Origin of the sequence: Pseudomonas sp. B22(2017) (genome assembly GCF_002113105.1) — a bacterium.
In the GTDB taxonomy this organism is placed as follows: Bacteria; Pseudomonadota; Gammaproteobacteria; order Pseudomonadales; family Pseudomonadaceae; genus Aquipseudomonas; species Aquipseudomonas asiatica.
The window spans coordinates 16,954-35,238 of record NZ_NEJN01000005.1 but is presented as its reverse complement, the minus strand read 5'-3'; the positions used below and the strand labels follow the sequence as shown (position 1 = coordinate 35,238).

Here is an 18,285-nt window from a genome sequence, read left to right as displayed (position 1 = left end):
AAGCCAGTTACAAATCTGCTGAAAAAGCGTTTCAGCTTCCTCCATCACTGCCGATAACCCCTGCACGAATCAGCGGGCATCCAGAACAACAACGCCTGGCGATCGAAGATCAAGCGAGCGAAAACAACTTCTGGAGAGCGTGCATGAACAGCTGGTTCGCCAACATCAGCGTCAACCTCAAACTCGGCCTGGGCTTCGGCCTGGTACTGATCCTCACCGGCCTGCTGGCCCTGACCGGCTGGACCAGCCTGGGCAGCCTGATTGACCGCAGTAACTGGATGGGCGATATCGGCCAGCTCAACAAGGACCTGACCGACCTGCGCATTGCGCGCCTGCAGTACATGATCGCCAACGGTGACGATGCTGCCGCCGCCAACACCCAGACCAAGCTTGACGCCTTCAGCAAGCAACAGGCCTACCTGGCCAGCACCTTCAAGAGCCCGGAAAACATCAAGCTGCTGGGTGAACTGGGCGAGACCATCAGCGCCTACAAAGTGTCCCTGAACAAGATGCGCCAGGGCTACGATGCCACCCGCACCGCGCGCACGGCCATGGACGGCTCGGCCAGCCGTGCCGACCAGGCCATGGACGCCCTCAGCCAGGAAGTCATGGCGCGCCCCGAAGCCGACAGCGTGCGCCTGGCCCAGTACCAGCTGATCAGCAAGGCCCGCCAGCAACTGCTGCAGGTGCGCATCGACGTACGCGGCTACATTGCCGAAAACAGCGCTGCCAACGAGCAGGCAGCCCTGCGCCAGCTGGACACCGCCCTGGCCGAAATCGACAACCTCAAGCGCCAGCTGCCGGCCGAAGACACGCGCCTGCGACAGTTCGAAGGCTCGGTGCTGGCCTACCGTGAAGCCGTGCGTCAATTCCGCGATGCGGTCGCCAACATCACCACTGCGCGCGCCGAGATGACCGTTCAGGGTGCCGACATCGTCAAGCGCAGCGACGCTCTGTACCAGATCCAGCTGCAGCGCCGCGACATGGAAAGTACCCAGGCCCGCAGCCTGCAGGCCATCGCCACGCTGCTGGCGCTGTTGGTCGGCGTGCTGGCGGCAGTGCTGATCACCCGGCAGATCACCCGCCCATTGCGCGACACCATGGTGGCAGTTGAAAAGATCGCCAGCGGCGACCTCACCCAGCACCTGCGCGTCACCCGCCGCGACGAACTGGGCGTGCTGCAACAAGGCATCGCCCGCATGGGCACCACTTTGCGCGAGCTGATCAGCGGCATCCGCGATGGCGTCACCCAGATCGCCAGCGCTGCCGAGGAATTGTCGGCAGTGACCGAGCAGACCAGCGCCGGCGCCAACAGCCAGAAGGTCGAGACCGACCAGGTGGCCACCGCAATGCACGAAATGGCCGCTACCGTTCAGGAAGTGGCACGCAATGCCGAGCAGGCCTCGCATGCTGCCACCGGTGCCGATGACGAAGCCCGTGCCGGCGACCGCGTGGTAGGCGAAGCAATTGGCCAGATCGAACGCCTGGCCGAAGAAATGCACCGTTCCACCGAAGCCATGAACCTGTTGCAGCAGGAAAGCCAGAAGATCGGCAGCGTGATGGACGTGATCAAGTCGGTGGCCGAACAGACCAACCTGCTGGCGCTGAACGCAGCGATCGAGGCGGCGCGTGCTGGCGAGGCTGGCCGTGGTTTTGCCGTGGTTGCCGATGAAGTGCGCGGCCTGGCCCAACGCACGCAGAAATCCACCGAAGAGATCGAAGAACTGATCGCCAGCCTGCAGCATGGGACCCAGCAAGTGGCTACGGCCATGCACGGCAGCCGTACCCTGACCGACAGCAGCGTCGAGTTGGCGCGCAAGGCCGGGGCTTCGCTGGAGAGCATCACCAGCACGGTGTCGAGCATCCAGTCGATGAACCAGCAGATTGCCGCGGCGGCGGAACAGCAGAGTGCGGTGGCGGAGGAGATCAGCCGCAGCATCCTGAATGTACGCGATGTGTCGGAGCAGACGGCGGCGGCCAGTGACGAGACGGCGGCGTCCAGTGTGGAGTTGGCGCGGTTGGGTGGGCAGTTGCAGACGTTGGTCAGCCAGTTCCGCGTCTGACCTGAAGACCCCGGGGGCCGCTTTGCGGCCCATCGCCGGCAAGCCAGGCTCCCACAGGAATAGCACAAGCCTCGGGGCTGCGTCGTACCTGTGGGAGCTGGCTTGCCGGCGATAGGGCCGGCACTGACGACCGCTTACTTGATGACCATCCCTACCCCACGCCCACGCGGATCCGAAGCGGTCTCCAGCTTCGTCCCATCAACCCGGATCGCCTGGATATCCCCCATCTCCCAGCCCTGGTCCTCCAGCACATAGCCCATCTTCTTCAGTTCATCAGCCACCGGCCCGGTCAGCGGCGCATAGCTGTCGAAGTAGATGGTGTCCTTGGGCAGCAACTGATGGTGCACGCGCTGCGCCGCCACCGCCTTGTCCAGCGGCATGTCGTAGTCGTACAGGTTGTTCATCACCTGAAAGATCGAGGTGAAGATCCGCGAGCCACCCGGGGTGCCGATGACCAGCTCGACCTTGCCATCGCGGGTCATCAGGCTGGGGCTCATGGACGACAGCATGCGCTTGCCCGGGGCGATAGCATTGGCATCGCCACCTACCACACCAAAGGCGTTCGCCGCCCCCGGCTTGGCGCTGAAATCGTCCATCTCGTCGTTGAGCAGGAAGCCGGCGCCTTTCACCACCACACCACTGCCGTAGTCGAGGTTGAGGGTGTAGGTGTTGCTGACCGCATTGCCCTGCTTGTCGACGATCGAGAAGTGCGTGGTCTGGTGCGGTTCCAGGCCCGGCTTGACCTTGTCGGTATCGGAAATGGCCTTCGGGTTGACCTGCGCGGCGCGCTTGGCCAAGTAGTCCTTGGCCACCAGCTTGTCCACCGGTACTGCGGTGAAGGCCGGATCACCGAGGTAGTCGGCACGGTCGGCGAACACGCGCTTCTCGATCTCGGCCAACAGGTGAATGTACTGCGCCGAGTTGTGCGCCACACCCTTGAAGTCCGCCGCGCGGTTTTCCTTGATACCCAGCAGCTGGGCCAGGGCTACACCACCGGAGCTTGGCGGTGGCGCGGTATAGACCACATTGCCACGCCAGCTCACGGCCATTGGCTCGCGCCATACGGCCTTGTAGTCCTTCAGGTCTTGCTTGGTGATCAGGCCCTTGTCGGCTTGCATCTGCGCCACCAGCAGGTCTGCGGTCTTGCCCTGGTAGAACTCGCTCACGCCCTTGTCGGCGATGCGCTCCAGGGTCTGGGCCATTTCCGGTTGCTTGAACAGCTCGCCGACCTTCATGTTGCCGAAGTAGTCGTTGAAATTGGTCGAGGTCTTGAACATGCCCTGGGCATCGTTGCGGTACTGGTACTGCTTGGCCGCAACCTTGAAGCCGTTTTTCGCATAGCCGATGGCCGGGGTCAGCAGTTCGCTCCAGGGCAGCTTGCCGAACTTCTGATGCGCCTCCCACAAACCCATCACCGTGCCCGGAACGCCAGCAGCACGTGCCCCGACCAGACTGAGGTTTTCGATGACCTCACCCTTTTCGTCCAGGTACATGTTGCGCGTGGCGGCCTTGGGCGCGACTTCGCGGTAATCGAGGAAGTAGGGTTTGCCGTCGACGAACAGGGTCATGAACCCGCCACCGCCGATGTTGCCAGCCTCGGGATAAGTCACCGCCAGGGTGAAAGCCGTGGCCACTGCCGCATCCACCGCGTTGCCGCCTTTCTTGAGGATATCGGCGGCCACCTGTGCACCATATTGATCGGGCGCGGCCACTGCGCCGCCCTCAAGATTGGCGGCATGGACCGTGGAACAGCTCAGGATCGCGGCTGTGAGAGCCAGGTACTGGAACGGAGCAATACGCATGACACTTCCTTGGTGTTGTTTTTGTTGAGCAGTCAGTAAGGCCGAAGCGCTTCGACTGTGCAATCAACCGCAGGAAGTTTCGCCGCCCGTGGACAGGACCTGTCGCGTTCAGGCAACTCAGCTGGCGTACATCGCCAACTTGCGCTGGATGAAATCGAGGAAGCACTGGATACGCAGCGCCAGCTGGGTGTTGCGGTAGTACACCGCATGGATCGGCTGGCGATAGCCGTTGTTGGCTTCGCTCAGCAGCACTTGCAGGCGCCCGGCGCGGATGTCCTCGTGGGTCATGAAGTGCGACAGGCTGACGATGCCCTCGCCGGCCAGCGCCAATTGGCGCAAGGTCTCGCCGCTGGAGGCGATCAGCGACGGGCGAATGCTCCAGCGGTCACCCTGGGCATGACGCAGTGGCCAATGGTTGAGCGATTCGGGCTGGCTGAAGCCGAGCAGGCAGTGGTTGGCCAGGTCCTCGACCCGCTGCGGCGTGCCGTGTTGCTCGAGGTAGGCCGGGCTGGCCATCACCTGTACCGGGCTGCATCCCAGGCTGCGCGCGTGCAGGCTGGAGTCGGCCAGTTCACCGATGCGGATCGCCACATCGGTGCTTTGCTCCAGCAGGTCGATGATCAGGTCGTCGGTATTGAGTTCCAGTTCGATACCAGGGTATTGGCGGCGGAACTCGCCGATCCACGGCAGGATGGCATGCAGCATGAACGGCGCGGCGGCGTTGATGCGCAGGCGCCCGGTGGGGGTCTGGCGGTTCATCGACAGGCGCTCTTCCATCTCGTCCATCTGCTCCAGGATCAACCGCGCGCGTTCAAGGAAGAAGCGGCCCTCCTCGGTCAGGTCCATGCGCCGGGTGGTGCGGTTGACCAGCGTGGTACCCAGCTTGCCTTCAAGGCGCGACAGGGTACGGCTGACGGCAGACGGGGTCTGGCCCATCTGCTCGGCAGCAGCGGAAATCGAGCCGCAGTCGATGACGGTGACGAATACCTGGAGCTCTTCGGATCGGGTTTTCACATCTGCGCCTGCGGTTGGTCTCTGCCGGAATAGATAGCCGCTTGTCTAGGCCAAGTCCAGCACAGAAAAACCTTACTGTGCCTTGCCAAACACCTTGTCCAGATGCGCCTCATAGGCTGCCAAAGCAGCCGGCACATCAGGCCGCTTCATCACATCCACCGCCAGGAAAGTCGGCAACCCGGTCATGCCGAGGAACTGGTTGGCCTTGTGGAATGGGAAGTACACCGCGTCCACCCCCTTGCCCTCGAAGAAATCGCTAGGGTCGTCGAATGCCTGCTGCGGTGCATTCCAGGTCAGCGAAAGCATGTACTGCTTGCCGTGCACCAGGCCACCACTACCGTACTTCTGCGAGTGGTCCGCACGGGTACGGCCGTCGTTGGCATACAAGCTACCGTGGCCGGCGGTGAACACCTCGTCGATGTACTTTTTAACGGTCCATGGCGCACCCATCCACCAGCCGGGCATCTGGTAGATGACCACATCGGCCCAGAGGAACTTCTCCACCTCTTCCTGGGCATCATAGCCACCGTCGATGAAGGTCTGGCGCACATCGAAACCGGCCCGGTCCAGGTGAGCGATGGCCGCTTCGTGCAAGGTCGTGTTCAGACGACCGTCGGAGTGGGCGAACTGTTTACCACCATTGAGCAAAAGGATCTTCTTCATGCGGGCCTCGCGGAAAAAATTCAGGCCGGCAGGTTAGGGGCTCGCGGGCGCGGGATACAGTAATGCAGCGGCAAAATACAATTGACCTGAAGTCACGAATCAATAATGCATTATTGCCTTAGAATCGCATCACCTCCCATCACCGAGTAGCGACCCATGAGTGAGCAGTACGCCTTCATCCTCAAAGCCAAGACCCGCCCGGAAATGGCTGAAGCGTTCGAAACGCTGTTCCGCGCTTATGTCGAGCCAAGCCGCCAGGAGCCGGGCTGCATCGAGTACCACATGCTGCGCGACAAGCAGGACCCGAGCCTGTTCGTGTTCTTCGAGGTCTGGGCCGACAAGGCAGCGCTGGATGTGCATTCGGCACTGCCGCACATGACCGCGTTCTTCGAAAAACGCATGGACTACCTGGAACGCGATTTCGACATCCAGATGATCGACATGCTCAGCGCATCAAGCGCTAACCGCTGATCAGCAAATGGCCGCCGAGCGCGGCCAGGCCGATGAAGAAGCACCGTTTGAACAGCGGCGTACTGATGCGCTGACGCAGCCACTGGCCGGCCAGCATGCCGACTAAGGCCGGCGCCAGCATCAGCAGCGAAGCACCCAGCGCCTGGCCACCCAGGGCATGCTGCCCGGCCAGGCCAACGGCCAGGGCCAGGGTCGAAACCGTGAACGACAGGCCCAGGGCCTGGACCATCTGATCCCGATTCAAACCCAGGCTCTGCAGGTAGGGCACAGCCGGTATCACGAACACCCCGGTCGCCGCCGTGACCACGCCCGTGACCAGCCCGCAAAGCGGCGCCAGCCAAGGCTCCCGCCCCGGTGCCAGGCGCAGGCCCGGACCGACCAGCCCGTACAGCGCATACGCCATCAAGGCCGCGCCCAGTGCATGTGCGGCCCAAGGGCCGCTGTTGATCCCCAGCCAGGCGCTGCCCAGCAAGGTACCGACGAAGATCATCGCCAGCATCGGCCACAGGCGTGTCAGCAACCTCCGCAGGTGCCCCCCACTGGCCAGCTGCCAGAGGTTGGTGAGGGTCGAAGGCACAATCAGCAATGCCGCAGCCTGCGCCGGTGACATAGCCAGGCCCAGCAGGCCCATGGCGATTGTCGGCAGGCCGAGGCCGATCAAGCCCTTCACCGCGCCGGCCAGCAGGAAAGTCAGTACCACCAGCAGCGACAGCAATGGGCCAATGTTCTGGTAGAAAGCGAGCAAGGTATTCATAGGCCGATAATGGCGTGCGCCAGCCGGGCTGAAAATCTGCCATATACTCAGGCAGACTCTTGCCAGGACAGAGCCACATGCATTTCGACCTGATCGACCTCAGGCTGTTCCAGCACACCCTGGAGTGCGGCAACATCACCGCCGGTGCCAGCCGCAGCCATCTTTCGCTGGCAGCAGCCAGTGCGCGGATCCGCGCCATGGAGGCTTCGCTGGGCATCCCTTTGCTGGAACGCAACCGCCGTGGCGTGCAAGCAACTCTGGCCGGCCAGGCACTGCTGCAGCATGCCCGGCTGATATCGCAGCAGGTCGAGCGCCTGCAGTTCGACCTGGGCCAGTACGTTCAAGGGCAGCAGGGCCAGGTGCGCCTGCTGTGCAACACGGCTGCACTCACGGAGTACCTGCCGGAGCTGCTGGCCGGCTACCTGGCTGAAAACCCAGGCGTCAGCGTGGATGTGCAGGAGTTGCCGAGCCTGCGCATCGTGCAGTCGATTACCCAGGGCATGGCGGACCTGGGCATAGTTTCGACCGCCGCCCCCAGCGAGCACCTGCAGACCCGGCCGTTTCGCGAAGACCCACTGGTGCTTGTAACGCCGCAGCGCCATCCACTGGCCAGCGAGGTAGCGCCGAGCTTTATCGATAGCCTGGCCCATGGCTATGTCGGCCTGGGTGCCGGCAGTGCACTGGCGTTGTACCTGGAAGAGCAGGCGCTGCGCGAGGGGCGGCGCATGCGGGTTCGGGTGCGTGCCGAAGGGTTCGATGGCGTGATCCGCATGGTTGCGGGCGGGGCCGGGGTGGGGGTGGTGCCGCTGGCTGCGGTGAAGCGTTGGCAAGGGGTGTTGCCGTTGCACTGGGTGGCGCTGACGGAACCATGGGCCAATCGCCGGTTGCTGGTGTGTGCACGCGATTTTGCGGCATTGCCGGGGTATGCCGCAGGGTTGGTAACCACCCTCACCCGCTGACACGATCATATGTTGCATGTACTGCGCATGACTTGAAGGCAACGCGATCGATGTAGGAGCGTGCACAGTAAGTGCATTTTTTTAGCCGCTCGCACACAATCCTGCCATCGCACCACCGAAAAGGACTTTCCAGTGGCATCGATCTACCAGCTCAAACCCCGCTTCCAGGCCATGCTCCGCCCTGCTGTCCAGCGCCTCCACGACCGCGGTGTCACCGCCAACCAGGTCACTGTCGCCGCCGCCCTGCTGTCGATCCTGCTGGGCCTGCTGCTGGCTGCCCTGCCCCATCTCACCTGGATGTTCATTCTGGTGCCAGTCTGGATGCTGCTGCGCATGGCACTGAACGCCGTCGACGGCATGCTCGCCCGCGAGTTCGGCCAGCAATCCACCCTCGGTGCCTACCTCAACGAACTGTGCGACGTGATTGCCGATGCCGCGCTGTACCTGCCCTTCGCCCTGCTGGCCGGTGTATCGCCAACCTTGGTCGTGCTCGTGGTGCTCAGCGCCACCTTCAGCGAATACGCCGGTGTCATGGGCCCACTGGCCGGTGCTTCACGGCGCTACGATGGCCCAATGGGCAAGAGCGACCGGGCCTTTGCCTTCGGTGTGCTGGGTACCGGTGTCGCCCTAGGCCTGCTGAATGGCACCTGGCTCAACGGCTTGTTGCTGGTCATCCTCGCACTCTCGCTCTATACCCTCTACAACCGGATTCGCCAGGGGCTGGCCGAAACCCGCTGAGCCCACTGCCGTCGCAAAAGGATGTCGACCATGCGCCAAGCGCAAGCGCTGCACTTCTCCACCCATGACGGCGTCGAGCTGTATTACCGTCACTGGCCTGCCACGCGTAACCAACACCAGCCACGCCGGGCCGTGGTGATGTTCCATCGCGGCCACGAACACGGCGGGCGCATGGCACACCTGGCCGACGAGCTGGACATGCCGGGCTACGATTTCTTCGCCTGGGATGCCCGCGGCCACGGCCATTCGCCGGGCGCGCGTGGCGACAGCCCGGGCTTCGCCACCAGCGTGCGCGATGTGCAGACCTTCATCGAGCACATCCAGGCCAGCCATGGCATCGCCGAACAGGACCTGGTGGTGCTGGCGCAGAGCGTAGGGGCCGTGCTCGTCGCCACCTGGGCCCACGACTACGCGCCCAAGGTGCGCTGCCTGGTGCTGGCCTCGCCAGCGTTCAAGGTCAAACTGTATGTGCCGTTCGCCCGCACCGGCCTGAAACTGCTGAAAGCCTTGCGCGGAAACTTCTTCGTAAACAGCTACGTCAAGCCCCGCCTGCTCACCCACGACCCCGAACGGGTCATGTCGTACGTGGCCGACCCGCTGATCAGCCGGCCGATTTCGGTAACCATGCTGCTGGGCCTGTACGAAGCCGCCGACCGGGTGGTGGCGGATGCCCAGGCCATTCAGTTGCCAACCCAACTGCTGGTGTCCGGTGCCGACTTCGTGGTCGAACGCCAACCGCAGGAACGCTTCTTCGAACGCCTGGGCAGTGCGCGCAAGGAAATGCACATCCTGCCAGGTTTTTTCCACGACACCCTTGGCGAGCGTGACAGGGCCCATGCCTTGCGGCGCATCGAGCGGTTTGTCGAACATTGCTTCGCCAGCCCCGCCGCCCTGCCGTCACTGCTCGATGCCGACAAGACCGGCGCCAGCTGCGCCGAGGCCGAAAGCCTGGCCGCACCGCTGCCGCGCAACTCGCCCCGCGACCTTTACTGGCGTGCTACCCGTGCCGGGCTGCGGCTGGGCAAGGGGCTGTCCGAAGGTGTGAAGCTGGGTTTCGATACCGGTTTCGATTCGGGCAGTACCCTGGACTACGTGTACCGCAACCAGCCGACCGGCAAAGGCAAGCTCGGTCGCCTGATCGACCAGAACTACCTCGACGCCATCGGCTGGCGCGGCATCCGCCAGCGCAAGCTGCACGTAGAGGAACTGCTGCGCCTGGCCATCGTCCGCCTGCGCGACCAGCAGCGGCCGGTGCACATCGTCGATATCGCCGCCGGCCATGGCCGCTACATTCTCGAGGCCCTGCAGGAGCTCGAACAGCTGCCGGATTCGATCCTGCTGCGTGACTACAGCGAACTGAACGTGCAGCAAGGCAGCGCACTGATTGCAGAAAAAGGCCTGGCCGACATCGCCCGCTTCGTCCAGGGCGATGCCTTCGACCGCCAGAGCCTGGCGACCCTGGAACAACCACCGACCCTGGCCGTGGTCTCCGGCCTGTACGAACTGTTCGCCAGCAACCAGTTGGTAGGTAACTCGCTGGCCGGCCTGGCCGATGCGCTGGAAGATGGCAGCTATTTGGTCTACACCGGCCAGCCGTGGCACCCGCAACTGGAAATGATCGCCCGCGCCCTCACCAGCCACCGCGGCGGGGAGGCCTGGGTCATGCGTCGCCGCAGCCAGGCCGAAATGGACCAGCTGGTAGAAGCGGCGGGGTTCCGCAAGCTGGCCCAACGCATCGATGAATGGGGCATTTTCAGCGTCAGCCTGGCACAACGGGTGCGCTGAATGAGCCCATCACGCGAGCCCCGGCTGATCCGCCGAGGCGTATTCTGGCTTCTTTTGCTGGGGCCGCTGTTTTTCCTCAGTTACGGGCTGGCGAACAACCATACCGCCGGACGCAGTGATGTCGGCAGCCTGGTGTTCGGCTGGGAAAGCCGCATGCCGTTGTGGCCGTGGACGATCATCCCGTACTGGTCGATCGACCTGCTCTACGGTTTGTCCTTCCTGCTGCCACGCACGCGCCAGGAAATGGACCGGCACGCGCTGGCGCTGCTAACCGCGCAGCTGATCAGCGTCAGCTGCTTCCTGCTCTGGCCGCTGCGCTTCACCTTCGAGCGGCCGGAACTGGGCGGGGTGTTCGGCTGGATGTTCGATGTGCTGATGGGCTTCGACAAGCCGTTCAACCAGGCGCCTTCGCTGCATATTGCCCTGCTGGTGATCATCTGGACGATGTTTGCCCGGCACGTGCAGCGCCAGCCCTGGCGTTGGCTGATGCATGGCTGGATGGCACTGATCGGGGTCTCGGTACTGACCACCTGGCAGCACCATTTCATCGACGTGCCGACAGGGGCATTGGCGGGGTTCGTCTGCGTCTGGTTGTGGCCACATCAAGGGCAACTGCCCTGCCAGCAAGTGCGCCTTGTGCGGGATGCCAAGCGTTGGCGGTTGGCGTTGTTCTATACAGTGGGTGGGCTGCTGTGCGCAGTGCCTGCCGTTGCGTTGGGCGGCGCCTGGCTGTGGTTGAGCTGGCCGGCCGTGTCGCTGGCTTTGGTGGCGCTGAACTACGGCGTGCTCGGTGCAGGCGGGTTTCAGAAAGGCGCCGATGGGCGCTTGTCGAATGCAGCCAGCTGGCTGCTGGCACCGTACCTGATTGGGGCGTGGGTCAACTCGCGGTTGTGGACATGGCGGCGCCCGCAGGCGGATGAAGTGTGTGATGGCGTCTACCTTGGGCGGATTCCTGGGTGTGACGCGCAGTTCGCTGCGGTAGTCGATTTGTGCGCAGAGCTACCGTGCCATGTTCACAGCGCTCCTACACAGGTCGCGTCCGCCGTTGGCTACGCATGTTTTCCTACCCTGGACCTGATCGCCCCGGAAAGCCCATTGCTGCACCAAGCCGCCGTCGCCATCGAACGCCTGCGCTCGCAAGGCCCGGTGCTGGTCTGCTGCGCCCTGGGCTATTCGCGCAGCGCCAGCGCCGTGGCAGCCTGGCTGGTACTCACGGGCCGCTGCAGTGATGCTCGCCAGGCCGAGGCGCTGATCCGCAAGGCCCGCCCCGGCGTGGTCCTGCACAGCGCACATCGCCAAGCCTTGCAACGGCTAGGGACACAACCATGACGCTGTACGTGGTGGCCAGCCTGCTGGGCTGTGGCAAACAACTGGAACGCCTGTCGGACGGCCTCACCCTGCTGGCCCTGGCCTACGGCCTGGCGCCCTTGCTGGGAGCCCAGTTGCAACCGCTGGCCAGCCTGCTGTGCATTGCGCTGCTGGTACTAGGCGTGCTGCACAAGTACTGGGCCATCCGTGTGGCCATCGATGCTCAATTGTTCGCCCACCTCGCCGCCAGCCGCGACCTGGCGGCGGACACCCAGGCCCTGGACCACGCACTGTTCGAGCTGAAACTCAAACCGCAGGCCGCCGACACCCGAGCATGGCCTGCCCGTAGCCGGGCCGCGCTGACCCTGTTACGCCGCCAGGCAGTGTACCTGGGCCTGCAGCTGTCGCTGGCCTTGGCTACCCTGCTGACACTGCCTTTGAAGGGATGACTACCGATCCATGCTCGCCAACCTGACCGCCTACCTCATCACTTCCGCCGCCCGCCTGATCACCGGCGCCCGCGCCCTGTGGCTGGGCTGCACGCCGCTGCCGGTGCAGCGCCTGTATTTCGCCAACCACAGCAGCCATGGTGATTTCGTACTGCTGTGGGCCTCGCTGCCGCAGCCGCTGCGCAAGCGTACCCGTCCGGTAGCCGGTGCCGATTACTGGGCCAAGCCGGGCATTCGCGATTTTCTTATCCGCAAGGTCTTCAACGGTGTGCTGATCAACCGGCAACACAGCCCCGGCCAGGGCAGCCCGTTGCAGCCGATCCTCGAAGCAGTGGCCCAGGGCGACTCGCTGATCTTCTTTCCGGAGGGCACCCGCAATCTCGGCGACGAGCCGCTGATGCCGTTCAGGAGCGGGTTGTATCACTTGGCAGCAGCCAACCCTGGAGTCGAACTGGTGCCGGTGTGGATCGCCAATCTCAACCGGGTGATGCCCAAGGGGCGCGCCCTGCCGTTGCCGTTGTTGTGCACATTGAGCTTTGGCGAGCCACTGCACCTGCAGGCGGATGAAAGCAAGCAAGCCTTTCTCGAGCGGGCCAGCCAGGCCCTGCTGAACCTGGCCCCCAAGGATGCCTGAGATGGACGACAACACCCTTTCCCTGTTTGCCGGCATCGGCGCCCTGCTGCTGCTCGCCAGCGTGATCGGCCGCCTGCTCAAATGGCGCGCCGGCCCGGCACCGCACGTGGTGATCGACAACCTCAACGCCCGCATCAACGCCTGGTGGGTGATGGTGCTGGTGATCGGCATCGCCTTCCTGTTCGGCAAGTACGGCGTGATCGTGCTGTTCTACGGCGTGTCGTTCTATGCTTTGCGCGAGTTCATGACGCTCACCCCGACCCGGCGCAGCGACTACCCGGCACTGGTGGCTGCGTTCTATGTGGCACTGCCGGTGCAGTACGTGCTGATCGCCATGGACTGGTACGGGTTGTTCAGTATCTTCATCCCGGTGTACCTGTTCCTGTTGCTGCCGATCCTGGCCAGCTTCGGCGGCGACACCACGCGCTTTCTCGAGCGCGCCTCGAAGGTGCAGTGGGGGCTGATGATCGCGGTGTACTGCGTGTCGTCGGTGCCGGCATTGATGACCCTGGACATCCCGGGTTACGAGGGCCGCAACCTGTTGCTGATTGCCTGGCTGATCCTTGTGGTGCAGATCAGCGACGTGCTGCAGTACGTGTGCGGCAAGCTGTTCGGCAAGCACAAGGTAGCGCCCAACCTGTCGCCATCCAAGACCGTCGAAGGCCTGGCCGGCGGCGTGGCACTGGCCACCCTGATCGGCGCCCTGCTGTGCTGGATCACCCCGTTCACCTTCTGGCAGGCCGCGCTGATGGCGTTGGCGGTGAACGCCATGGGCTTCTTCGGCGGGTTGGTGATGTCGGCGATCAAGCGCGACCGTGGGGTGAAGGACTGGGGGCACATGATCGAAGGCCACGGCGGCATGCTCGACCGCATGGATTCGGTGTGCTTTGCCGCGCCGGTGTTCTTCCACTTTGTGCGGTATTGGTGGGCGTAGCGAAAGTGAGCCTACCGATTAGTGCGAAAGGGCCAACTCTCGCAGTGCAGCCGAAGCCAGAAAACCGGAGCGGGACGCATAGCGATGATCACGCTTCACTTTTTCGTCGATTCGTTGAAGCAGGTTTTCCGGCAGCGTTGCATTGAAGCGAACCGCCTTGCCCAGGTACGGGGTGACATCAAAATCCACAACGGCCCAGACCCCGCCTTCATAGTCAGGGTTCGCCACATGGACGTCGACTTCCTGTGCCTGCGGCAATGCCTCGTTATCTGCGACCAACCCTTCAAAATGTAGTGCCAGCGCTTCCTGAACATTCTCCAGTGCTTTTGCAACAGTGGCACCGGCGCTGAAGCAACCGGGCACATCAGGTACGGTCACGCCGTAGTCCGAGTCGGCGTCTTTGTGCAATACGACCGGGAATTTCATTGACTACCTCCGTTGATGCTCGTGCTGGCAGTGCCGTTGGCTTGAATCAAGCCAGCCTGCTTCAAGATGCTGCGTACTGTGCCCTTGGGGAGCTCACTCTTGGGATGAGGAACCGTGACTCGCCCCCTTTTTGTCGGGTGCCTGAACTGGTAATGACTTCCTTTCACATCAACCTGGTACCAGCCGTCGGCTTCAATAAGCTGGATAACTTCGCGACTGCGCATTCATTCTTCCTCGGCAGTCGATGTGTATCATACACACCGAATTGACCAGAACAAAGCGCACTACACACTATGCACACATTTCGCGACCAGCGGACAGATTGGATGGCAAAGTAGGAACATGCCTTCTGACACGTAGGAAATCAGCAAGTACCATCGGGTACCAATACCCCCCTAGGGTATCGGTACCGCCGGTCTGCTACTTGAGGTACGACCGCAGCAACATCGCCACCTTGTCCGCCTCGTCCTGCCGCTCCTCGGCACTCAGCCCGTCCGCCACCAGGTGTTCGCGGATATGCCCTTCCATCACTTCGGCCATCAGCCCGTTCACCGCACCGCGCACGGCGGCGATCTGCTGCAGTATCGCCAGGCAGTCCTTGTCCTGCTCCAGCGCTGTCTCCAGGGCGACGGCCTGGCCTTTGATTTTGCGCACCCGGGTCAGCAGCTGCTTCTTGCTCTTCAGGGTATGTGCCATTGGGTTTCACACCATGCTAGGTATACTGGGGTATAGTACATTTCTCGACGTTCCGGGAGCATGATAAACCATGGCGACACAAACCTCAGACCGCTGGCAGCACAGCCACCAGTTCCATACCAGCAACCTGAGCGCCGAGCGCAAGACGCGCCTGGCCGTGTGGCTGACCGCGGTGATGATGGTGGCGGAAATTACCGGGGGCTGGTTCTTCAATTCCATGGCGTTGCTGGCCGACGGCTGGCACATGAGCTCCCACGCCCTGGCCCTGGGCCTGTCGCTGCTGGCCTATGCCGCCGCGCGGCGTTATGCCGGCGACCGGCGCTTTGCCTTCGGCACCTGGAAGATCGAGATTCTCGGCGGCTACTCCAGCGCCCTGCTGTTGCTGGGCGTGGCCGGGCTGATGGCATTCCAGTCGGTGGAGCGCCTGCTGGCACCGGGGCCGATCCACTATGACGAGGCGATCTTCATCGCCGCCGTGGGCCTGGCCGTCAACCTGATCTGCGCCTGGCTGCTGCGTGACGACCATCACCATCACGATCATCACCACCATGGCCACGACCATCACCATCACCATGACCATGACCATGGCCACCATCACCACGACCTGAACCTGCGCTCGGCCTACCTGCACGTGATGGCCGACGCCGCGACCTCGGTGCTGGCTATCGTCGCCCTGCTGGCCGGCAAGTACTGGGGCGCCGGCTGGCTCGACCCGGTCATGGGCCTGGTCGGTGCGCTGCTGGTGGCGCTGTGGGCCCGCGGGCTGCTGCGCGATACCGGGCGAGTGCTGCTGGATGCGGAGATGGACGCGCCGGTAGTGGAGGAAATCCGCGCGGTGGTCGCGCAGCTACCGGTGCCGGCCAGCATCACCGACCTGCACGTGTGGCGCGTGGGCAAGGACCAGTACGCCTGCATTCTCGGCCTGGCCGCCCGGGCCGAACTCAGCGCCGACAGCGTGCGCCAGGCCTTGGGCGTACACGAAGAACTGGCGCACATCACCGTCGAGGTCAACCGCCTGGCATAGCGCGACCAGACAGCTGGACGTCGAGCCCAGGCAACTGCGGCTCGGCCAATGGCCCTATGGTGACGAGTCATTCAGCCAGTCACCAGGAGTTGTGCCATGTCCGATTTCATCACCGTCCTGCGCGAAACCTGCCCGACGCCGGTCGTGGACGCCACCAAGTGGAAGCGCATCGGCGGCGATCCGCACACCGTCAACCTCAACGCCTACCTGTCGGCCGACGGCAGCAAGATCATGGGCACCTGGATCTGCACCCCGGGCAAGTTCGAGGTCAACTACGAGAAGTGGGAGTTCTGCCACTTCCTCGATGGCTACTGCATCATCACCCCGGAAGGCGAAGAGCCGAAGCACCTGAAAGCGGGTGATGTGTTCGTGATCGAACCGGGGATGAAAGGCACCTGGGAAGTGGTCGAGACCGTGCGCAAGTACTTTGTCTTTGCTTGATTCATAAGCGGACCTTGGTTTGGGTCATGTGGGATGAGTGAAAATTCCCACATGACTCTGCTCGCAATTCAACATGATGAATAAGGCAACCAGAAGTTAAGTAAACATCATCCTACTGCAAGGGTAACAGTTACATCTTTTGACATATAATTTCAGCTTTCCCCCTTCATTTGTAGTCCATTTCTGAACTGCACCTCTTCATTCCCTGAAGTATTGCCCCCGACTCATCGCAGGCCTAGGCTCTGCAAATCAGCCGGGTCACCGGGCAGCAATACCCAATTGATTCAATTGTCAGGGAGAAGAAAACATGGCTTTCGACGCCTACATTCAGATCGACAACATTCCAGGTGAAGCACTGGACGCGCAATACAGTAAATGGATCGAAGTGCTTGGCTACGATTTCGGCGTCAGCCAAAGCACATCTGCCACTGCAAGTTCTACTGGCGGAGCCACTTCCGGCCGTACCTCTGTCACCAACTTCACTTTCACCAAATACCTCGACAGTGCCAGTTGCAAACTGATGGAAGCCAGTTGCACCGGGCAGCACCTCAAGGAAGTGAAACTGGCACTCTGCCGCGCGGGTGGTGACAAACTCAAGTACTACGAAATAATACTCGAGGAAGTGATCATCGCCGAATATTCGCAGAGCGTGGACACCGGCGTACCGCTTGAAGTAGTGCAGCTCAACTACGGCCGGATCAAGACCACCTATACCCAGCAGCGGCGCATTGATGGCGCCGGTGGCGGCAATATCGCCGGCGGCTGGGACCGGATCGGCAACAAGAAATACGCGTAAGGACAAGGCTATGTCTGAAGCCCGGGCGTTTCTCAATCTCAAGCTGCAAAACTATCATAGGCTGAAATCCGACCTGGCGCTGACCGGTCATTCCCTGGAAAAGTTTGACGTGCTGAATTCGCACATCGCCAATACTGTGGTCCGTAGCGGTGAACTTATCATCATCGGCGATCCCACCACGGCTTCCTGCACCAGCCAGGAAGCCTGGATGATGAGACAGGCGACGATTGCGCACATGGGGCTGATGCGCAACGGCCAAGGTGTGGATAACTTTTTCCTGGATAATTTCGAGACTTTGAAAAGCCTGATCGCGCATGCATCCATGGGTGCGGGCGTGGTCAGTGAAGGGTGGAGCAAGTACCTGAAAGCGATCGAAGCCACCTTGATGGATATCGAAAAACTCCATCAGCAATATCTTGGGTCGGGGACGATAACGGCCCGCGACCAATTCTATGCCAAGCGCTCGGCTTTGTTCAGAAAGCTGGAGGAGCAGTTGGACAATCTGGCTGCTTTCGGTTCCGGCCTGAGAAACAAAGGTCCGATCAAAAGGATGCTAGGTTTGTCCACTAAGAGCTATCTGCATACCGGAGAAATTGCAGGATATGCTAACAAGGTGGGAGGAGTTACGAAGGCTGCTGAGCTGGTCAAAAAAGGAGGATATATCGGCATCGCATTAGATGTCGCGACAACTGGCTTGGAAATTTACAAAGCCTGCACACTTGGGCGTGAGGAGGAATGCCGGAGAGCCAAATATGTCGAGAGTAGCGCATTCGCTGGAGGTCTCACGGGCACCGCGCTTGGATCATTGGGCGGGAAATTTGTCGCTGAGGCTGCTTGCAGTATATTTTTGGGTGTAACAACAGGAGGGCCGGGAGCGCTTGCTTGCATCATAATAGGTGGCGCTACAGGGGGTGTATTAGGCGGAAAGCTGGGCAGCGACCGAGGAGAATGGATGGGTGAACTACTATATGAAAAGGTAGCAAAATGACAACCGCACATCTCCTTGTTGCATCAGCACTCTTGCTGATAATTATCTCAACATTTATCACACTTGCTTTAACAGCGTACTTTGCCCACCGAGAAATTTATAAAATCGAAAGCATTTTAGTAAAAAGCAAAATGGTTGCCAGCGATAGGATAATACTATCCAACGCCGGAACGCTTGGGAAAATATTTCGACTCACATCGATTGCCTTCCTACTTATGATGCCAAAATTATTTACACGCAAGGGACTTATAGACCCTGATGAAATAGCACAACTCCCGAGGAAAACAAGAAGGCAACTCAAAACAATAGGTTATATTTATACGACCCTGACAGTAGCATT

20 protein-coding genes are annotated in these 18,285 nt (G+C 61.8%); 13 read left to right on the top strand and 7 right to left on the bottom strand.

Annotated elements, in window-relative coordinates:
* The first annotated feature begins 143 nt into the window (after positions 1 to 143).
* Complete coding sequence (locus tag CAG18_RS12635) at positions 144 to 2,063, top strand: methyl-accepting chemotaxis protein (RefSeq protein ID WP_013974227.1); 1,920 nt, start codon at positions 144 to 146, stop codon at positions 2,061 to 2,063.
* 134 nt (positions 2,064 to 2,197) lie between these two features.
* Here CAG18_RS12635 and ggt read toward each other — a convergent pair whose 3' ends face one another.
* The 3 genes from ggt to CAG18_RS12620 all read right to left on the bottom strand — a co-directional run bounded on the left by ggt (position 2,198) and on the right by CAG18_RS12620 (position 5,542).
* Complete coding sequence (gene ggt / locus CAG18_RS12630) at positions 2,198 to 3,865, bottom strand: gamma-glutamyltransferase (RefSeq protein ID WP_085720982.1); 1,668 nt, start codon at positions 3,863 to 3,865, stop codon at positions 2,198 to 2,200.
* Between the two features lie 117 nt (positions 3,866 to 3,982).
* A complete protein-coding gene (locus tag CAG18_RS12625; RefSeq protein ID WP_085720981.1) occupies positions 3,983 to 4,879 on the bottom strand; it encodes a LysR family transcriptional regulator in 897 nt (298 codons plus the stop codon).
* A 72-nt stretch (positions 4,880 to 4,951) separates the two neighbouring features.
* On the bottom strand, positions 4,952 to 5,542 hold the full coding sequence (locus tag CAG18_RS12620) for an NAD(P)H-dependent oxidoreductase (RefSeq protein ID WP_015271810.1): 591 nt from the start codon (positions 5,540 to 5,542) through the stop codon (positions 4,952 to 4,954).
* Positions 5,543 to 5,698: 156 nt separating this feature from the next.
* Between CAG18_RS12620 and CAG18_RS12615 the strand changes: the two genes are divergently transcribed.
* Positions 5,699 to 6,013 (top strand): putative quinol monooxygenase, encoded by a 315-nt coding sequence (locus CAG18_RS12615; protein WP_003258316.1) that lies wholly within the window; start codon positions 5,699 to 5,701, stop codon positions 6,011 to 6,013.
* Here CAG18_RS12615 and CAG18_RS12610 read toward each other — a convergent pair.
* The gene (locus CAG18_RS12610; RefSeq protein WP_085720980.1) at positions 6,003 to 6,767 is read right to left on the bottom strand and encodes a sulfite exporter TauE/SafE family protein; all 765 of its coding nucleotides are present in this window, start codon (positions 6,765 to 6,767) and stop codon (positions 6,003 to 6,005) included. The two genes, CAG18_RS12615 and CAG18_RS12610, sit on opposite strands and share 11 nt — an antisense overlap.
* 77 nt (positions 6,768 to 6,844) lie before the next feature.
* On the opposite strand from CAG18_RS12610, the gene CAG18_RS12605 reads away from it, so the two are divergent.
* The 7 genes from CAG18_RS12605 to CAG18_RS12575 all read left to right on the top strand — a co-directional run bounded on the left by CAG18_RS12605 (position 6,845) and on the right by CAG18_RS12575 (position 13,574).
* Entirely contained in the window at positions 6,845 to 7,726 is an 882-nt protein-coding gene (locus CAG18_RS12605) for a LysR substrate-binding domain-containing protein (RefSeq protein ID WP_054572785.1), read from the top strand.
* A 132-nt stretch (positions 7,727 to 7,858) separates the two neighbouring features.
* Complete coding sequence (locus tag CAG18_RS12600; RefSeq protein WP_085720979.1) at positions 7,859 to 8,464, top strand: CDP-alcohol phosphatidyltransferase family protein; 606 nt, start codon at positions 7,859 to 7,861, stop codon at positions 8,462 to 8,464.
* A gap of 30 nt (positions 8,465 to 8,494) precedes the next feature.
* A complete protein-coding gene (locus CAG18_RS12595; protein ID WP_085720978.1) occupies positions 8,495 to 10,249 on the top strand; it encodes a bifunctional alpha/beta hydrolase/class I SAM-dependent methyltransferase in 1,755 nt (584 codons plus the stop codon).
* On the top strand, positions 10,250 to 11,578 hold the full coding sequence (locus CAG18_RS12590; protein WP_085720977.1) for a phosphatase PAP2/dual specificity phosphatase family protein: 1,329 nt from the start codon (positions 10,250 to 10,252) through the stop codon (positions 11,576 to 11,578).
* Complete coding sequence (locus CAG18_RS12585; RefSeq protein ID WP_015271816.1) at positions 11,575 to 12,006, top strand: hypothetical protein; 432 nt, start codon at positions 11,575 to 11,577, stop codon at positions 12,004 to 12,006. The genes CAG18_RS12590 and CAG18_RS12585 overlap by 4 nt, the downstream gene beginning before the upstream one ends.
* A gap of 10 nt (positions 12,007 to 12,016) precedes the next feature.
* Positions 12,017 to 12,640, top strand: coding sequence for a lysophospholipid acyltransferase family protein (locus tag CAG18_RS12580; protein WP_015271817.1), 624 nt, complete (start codon positions 12,017 to 12,019; stop codon positions 12,638 to 12,640).
* 1 nt (position 12,641) lies between these two features.
* A complete protein-coding gene (locus tag CAG18_RS12575) occupies positions 12,642 to 13,574 on the top strand; it encodes a phosphatidate cytidylyltransferase (protein WP_085720976.1) in 933 nt (310 codons plus the stop codon).
* A gap of 18 nt (positions 13,575 to 13,592) precedes the next feature.
* Here the strand turns inward: CAG18_RS12575 and CAG18_RS12570 are convergent, their stop codons facing one another.
* The 3 genes from CAG18_RS12570 to CAG18_RS12560 form a co-directional block, all read right to left on the bottom strand.
* The gene (locus CAG18_RS12570) at positions 13,593 to 14,000 is read right to left on the bottom strand and encodes a type II toxin-antitoxin system HicB family antitoxin (protein WP_003258416.1); all 408 of its coding nucleotides are present in this window, start codon (positions 13,998 to 14,000) and stop codon (positions 13,593 to 13,595) included.
* Positions 13,997 to 14,224, bottom strand: a complete 228-nt coding sequence (locus CAG18_RS12565) for a type II toxin-antitoxin system HicA family toxin (RefSeq protein ID WP_003258415.1) — start codon at positions 14,222 to 14,224, stop codon at positions 13,997 to 13,999. Before CAG18_RS12565 ends, CAG18_RS12570 begins: the two co-directional genes overlap by 4 nt.
* A gap of 196 nt (positions 14,225 to 14,420) precedes the next feature.
* Positions 14,421 to 14,696 (bottom strand): metal/formaldehyde-sensitive transcriptional repressor, encoded by a 276-nt coding sequence (locus tag CAG18_RS12560; RefSeq protein WP_085720975.1) that lies wholly within the window; start codon positions 14,694 to 14,696, stop codon positions 14,421 to 14,423.
* 70 nt (positions 14,697 to 14,766) lie between these two features.
* Between CAG18_RS12560 and dmeF the strand changes: the two genes are divergently transcribed.
* The 4 genes from dmeF to CAG18_RS12540 all read left to right on the top strand — a co-directional run bounded on the left by dmeF (position 14,767) and on the right by CAG18_RS12540 (position 17,945).
* A complete protein-coding gene (gene dmeF / locus CAG18_RS12555; RefSeq protein WP_085720974.1) occupies positions 14,767 to 15,720 on the top strand; it encodes a CDF family Co(II)/Ni(II) efflux transporter DmeF in 954 nt (317 codons plus the stop codon).
* A 96-nt stretch (positions 15,721 to 15,816) separates the two neighbouring features.
* Positions 15,817 to 16,161: a cupin domain-containing protein gene (locus tag CAG18_RS12550; RefSeq protein WP_003258412.1), complete on the top strand. Its 345-nt coding sequence runs from the start codon at positions 15,817 to 15,819 to the stop codon at positions 16,159 to 16,161.
* A gap of 307 nt (positions 16,162 to 16,468) precedes the next feature.
* Positions 16,469 to 16,957 carry a type VI secretion system tube protein Hcp gene (locus CAG18_RS12545; protein ID WP_023663075.1) on the top strand — a complete coding sequence of 163 codons (489 nt, stop codon included), beginning with the start codon at positions 16,469 to 16,471 and terminating at the stop codon, positions 16,955 to 16,957.
* Positions 16,958 to 16,967: 10 nt separating this feature from the next.
* Positions 16,968 to 17,945 (top strand): hypothetical protein, encoded by a 978-nt coding sequence (locus tag CAG18_RS12540; RefSeq protein WP_041505614.1) that lies wholly within the window; start codon positions 16,968 to 16,970, stop codon positions 17,943 to 17,945.
* The last annotated feature ends 340 nt before the right edge of the window (positions 17,946 to 18,285 follow it).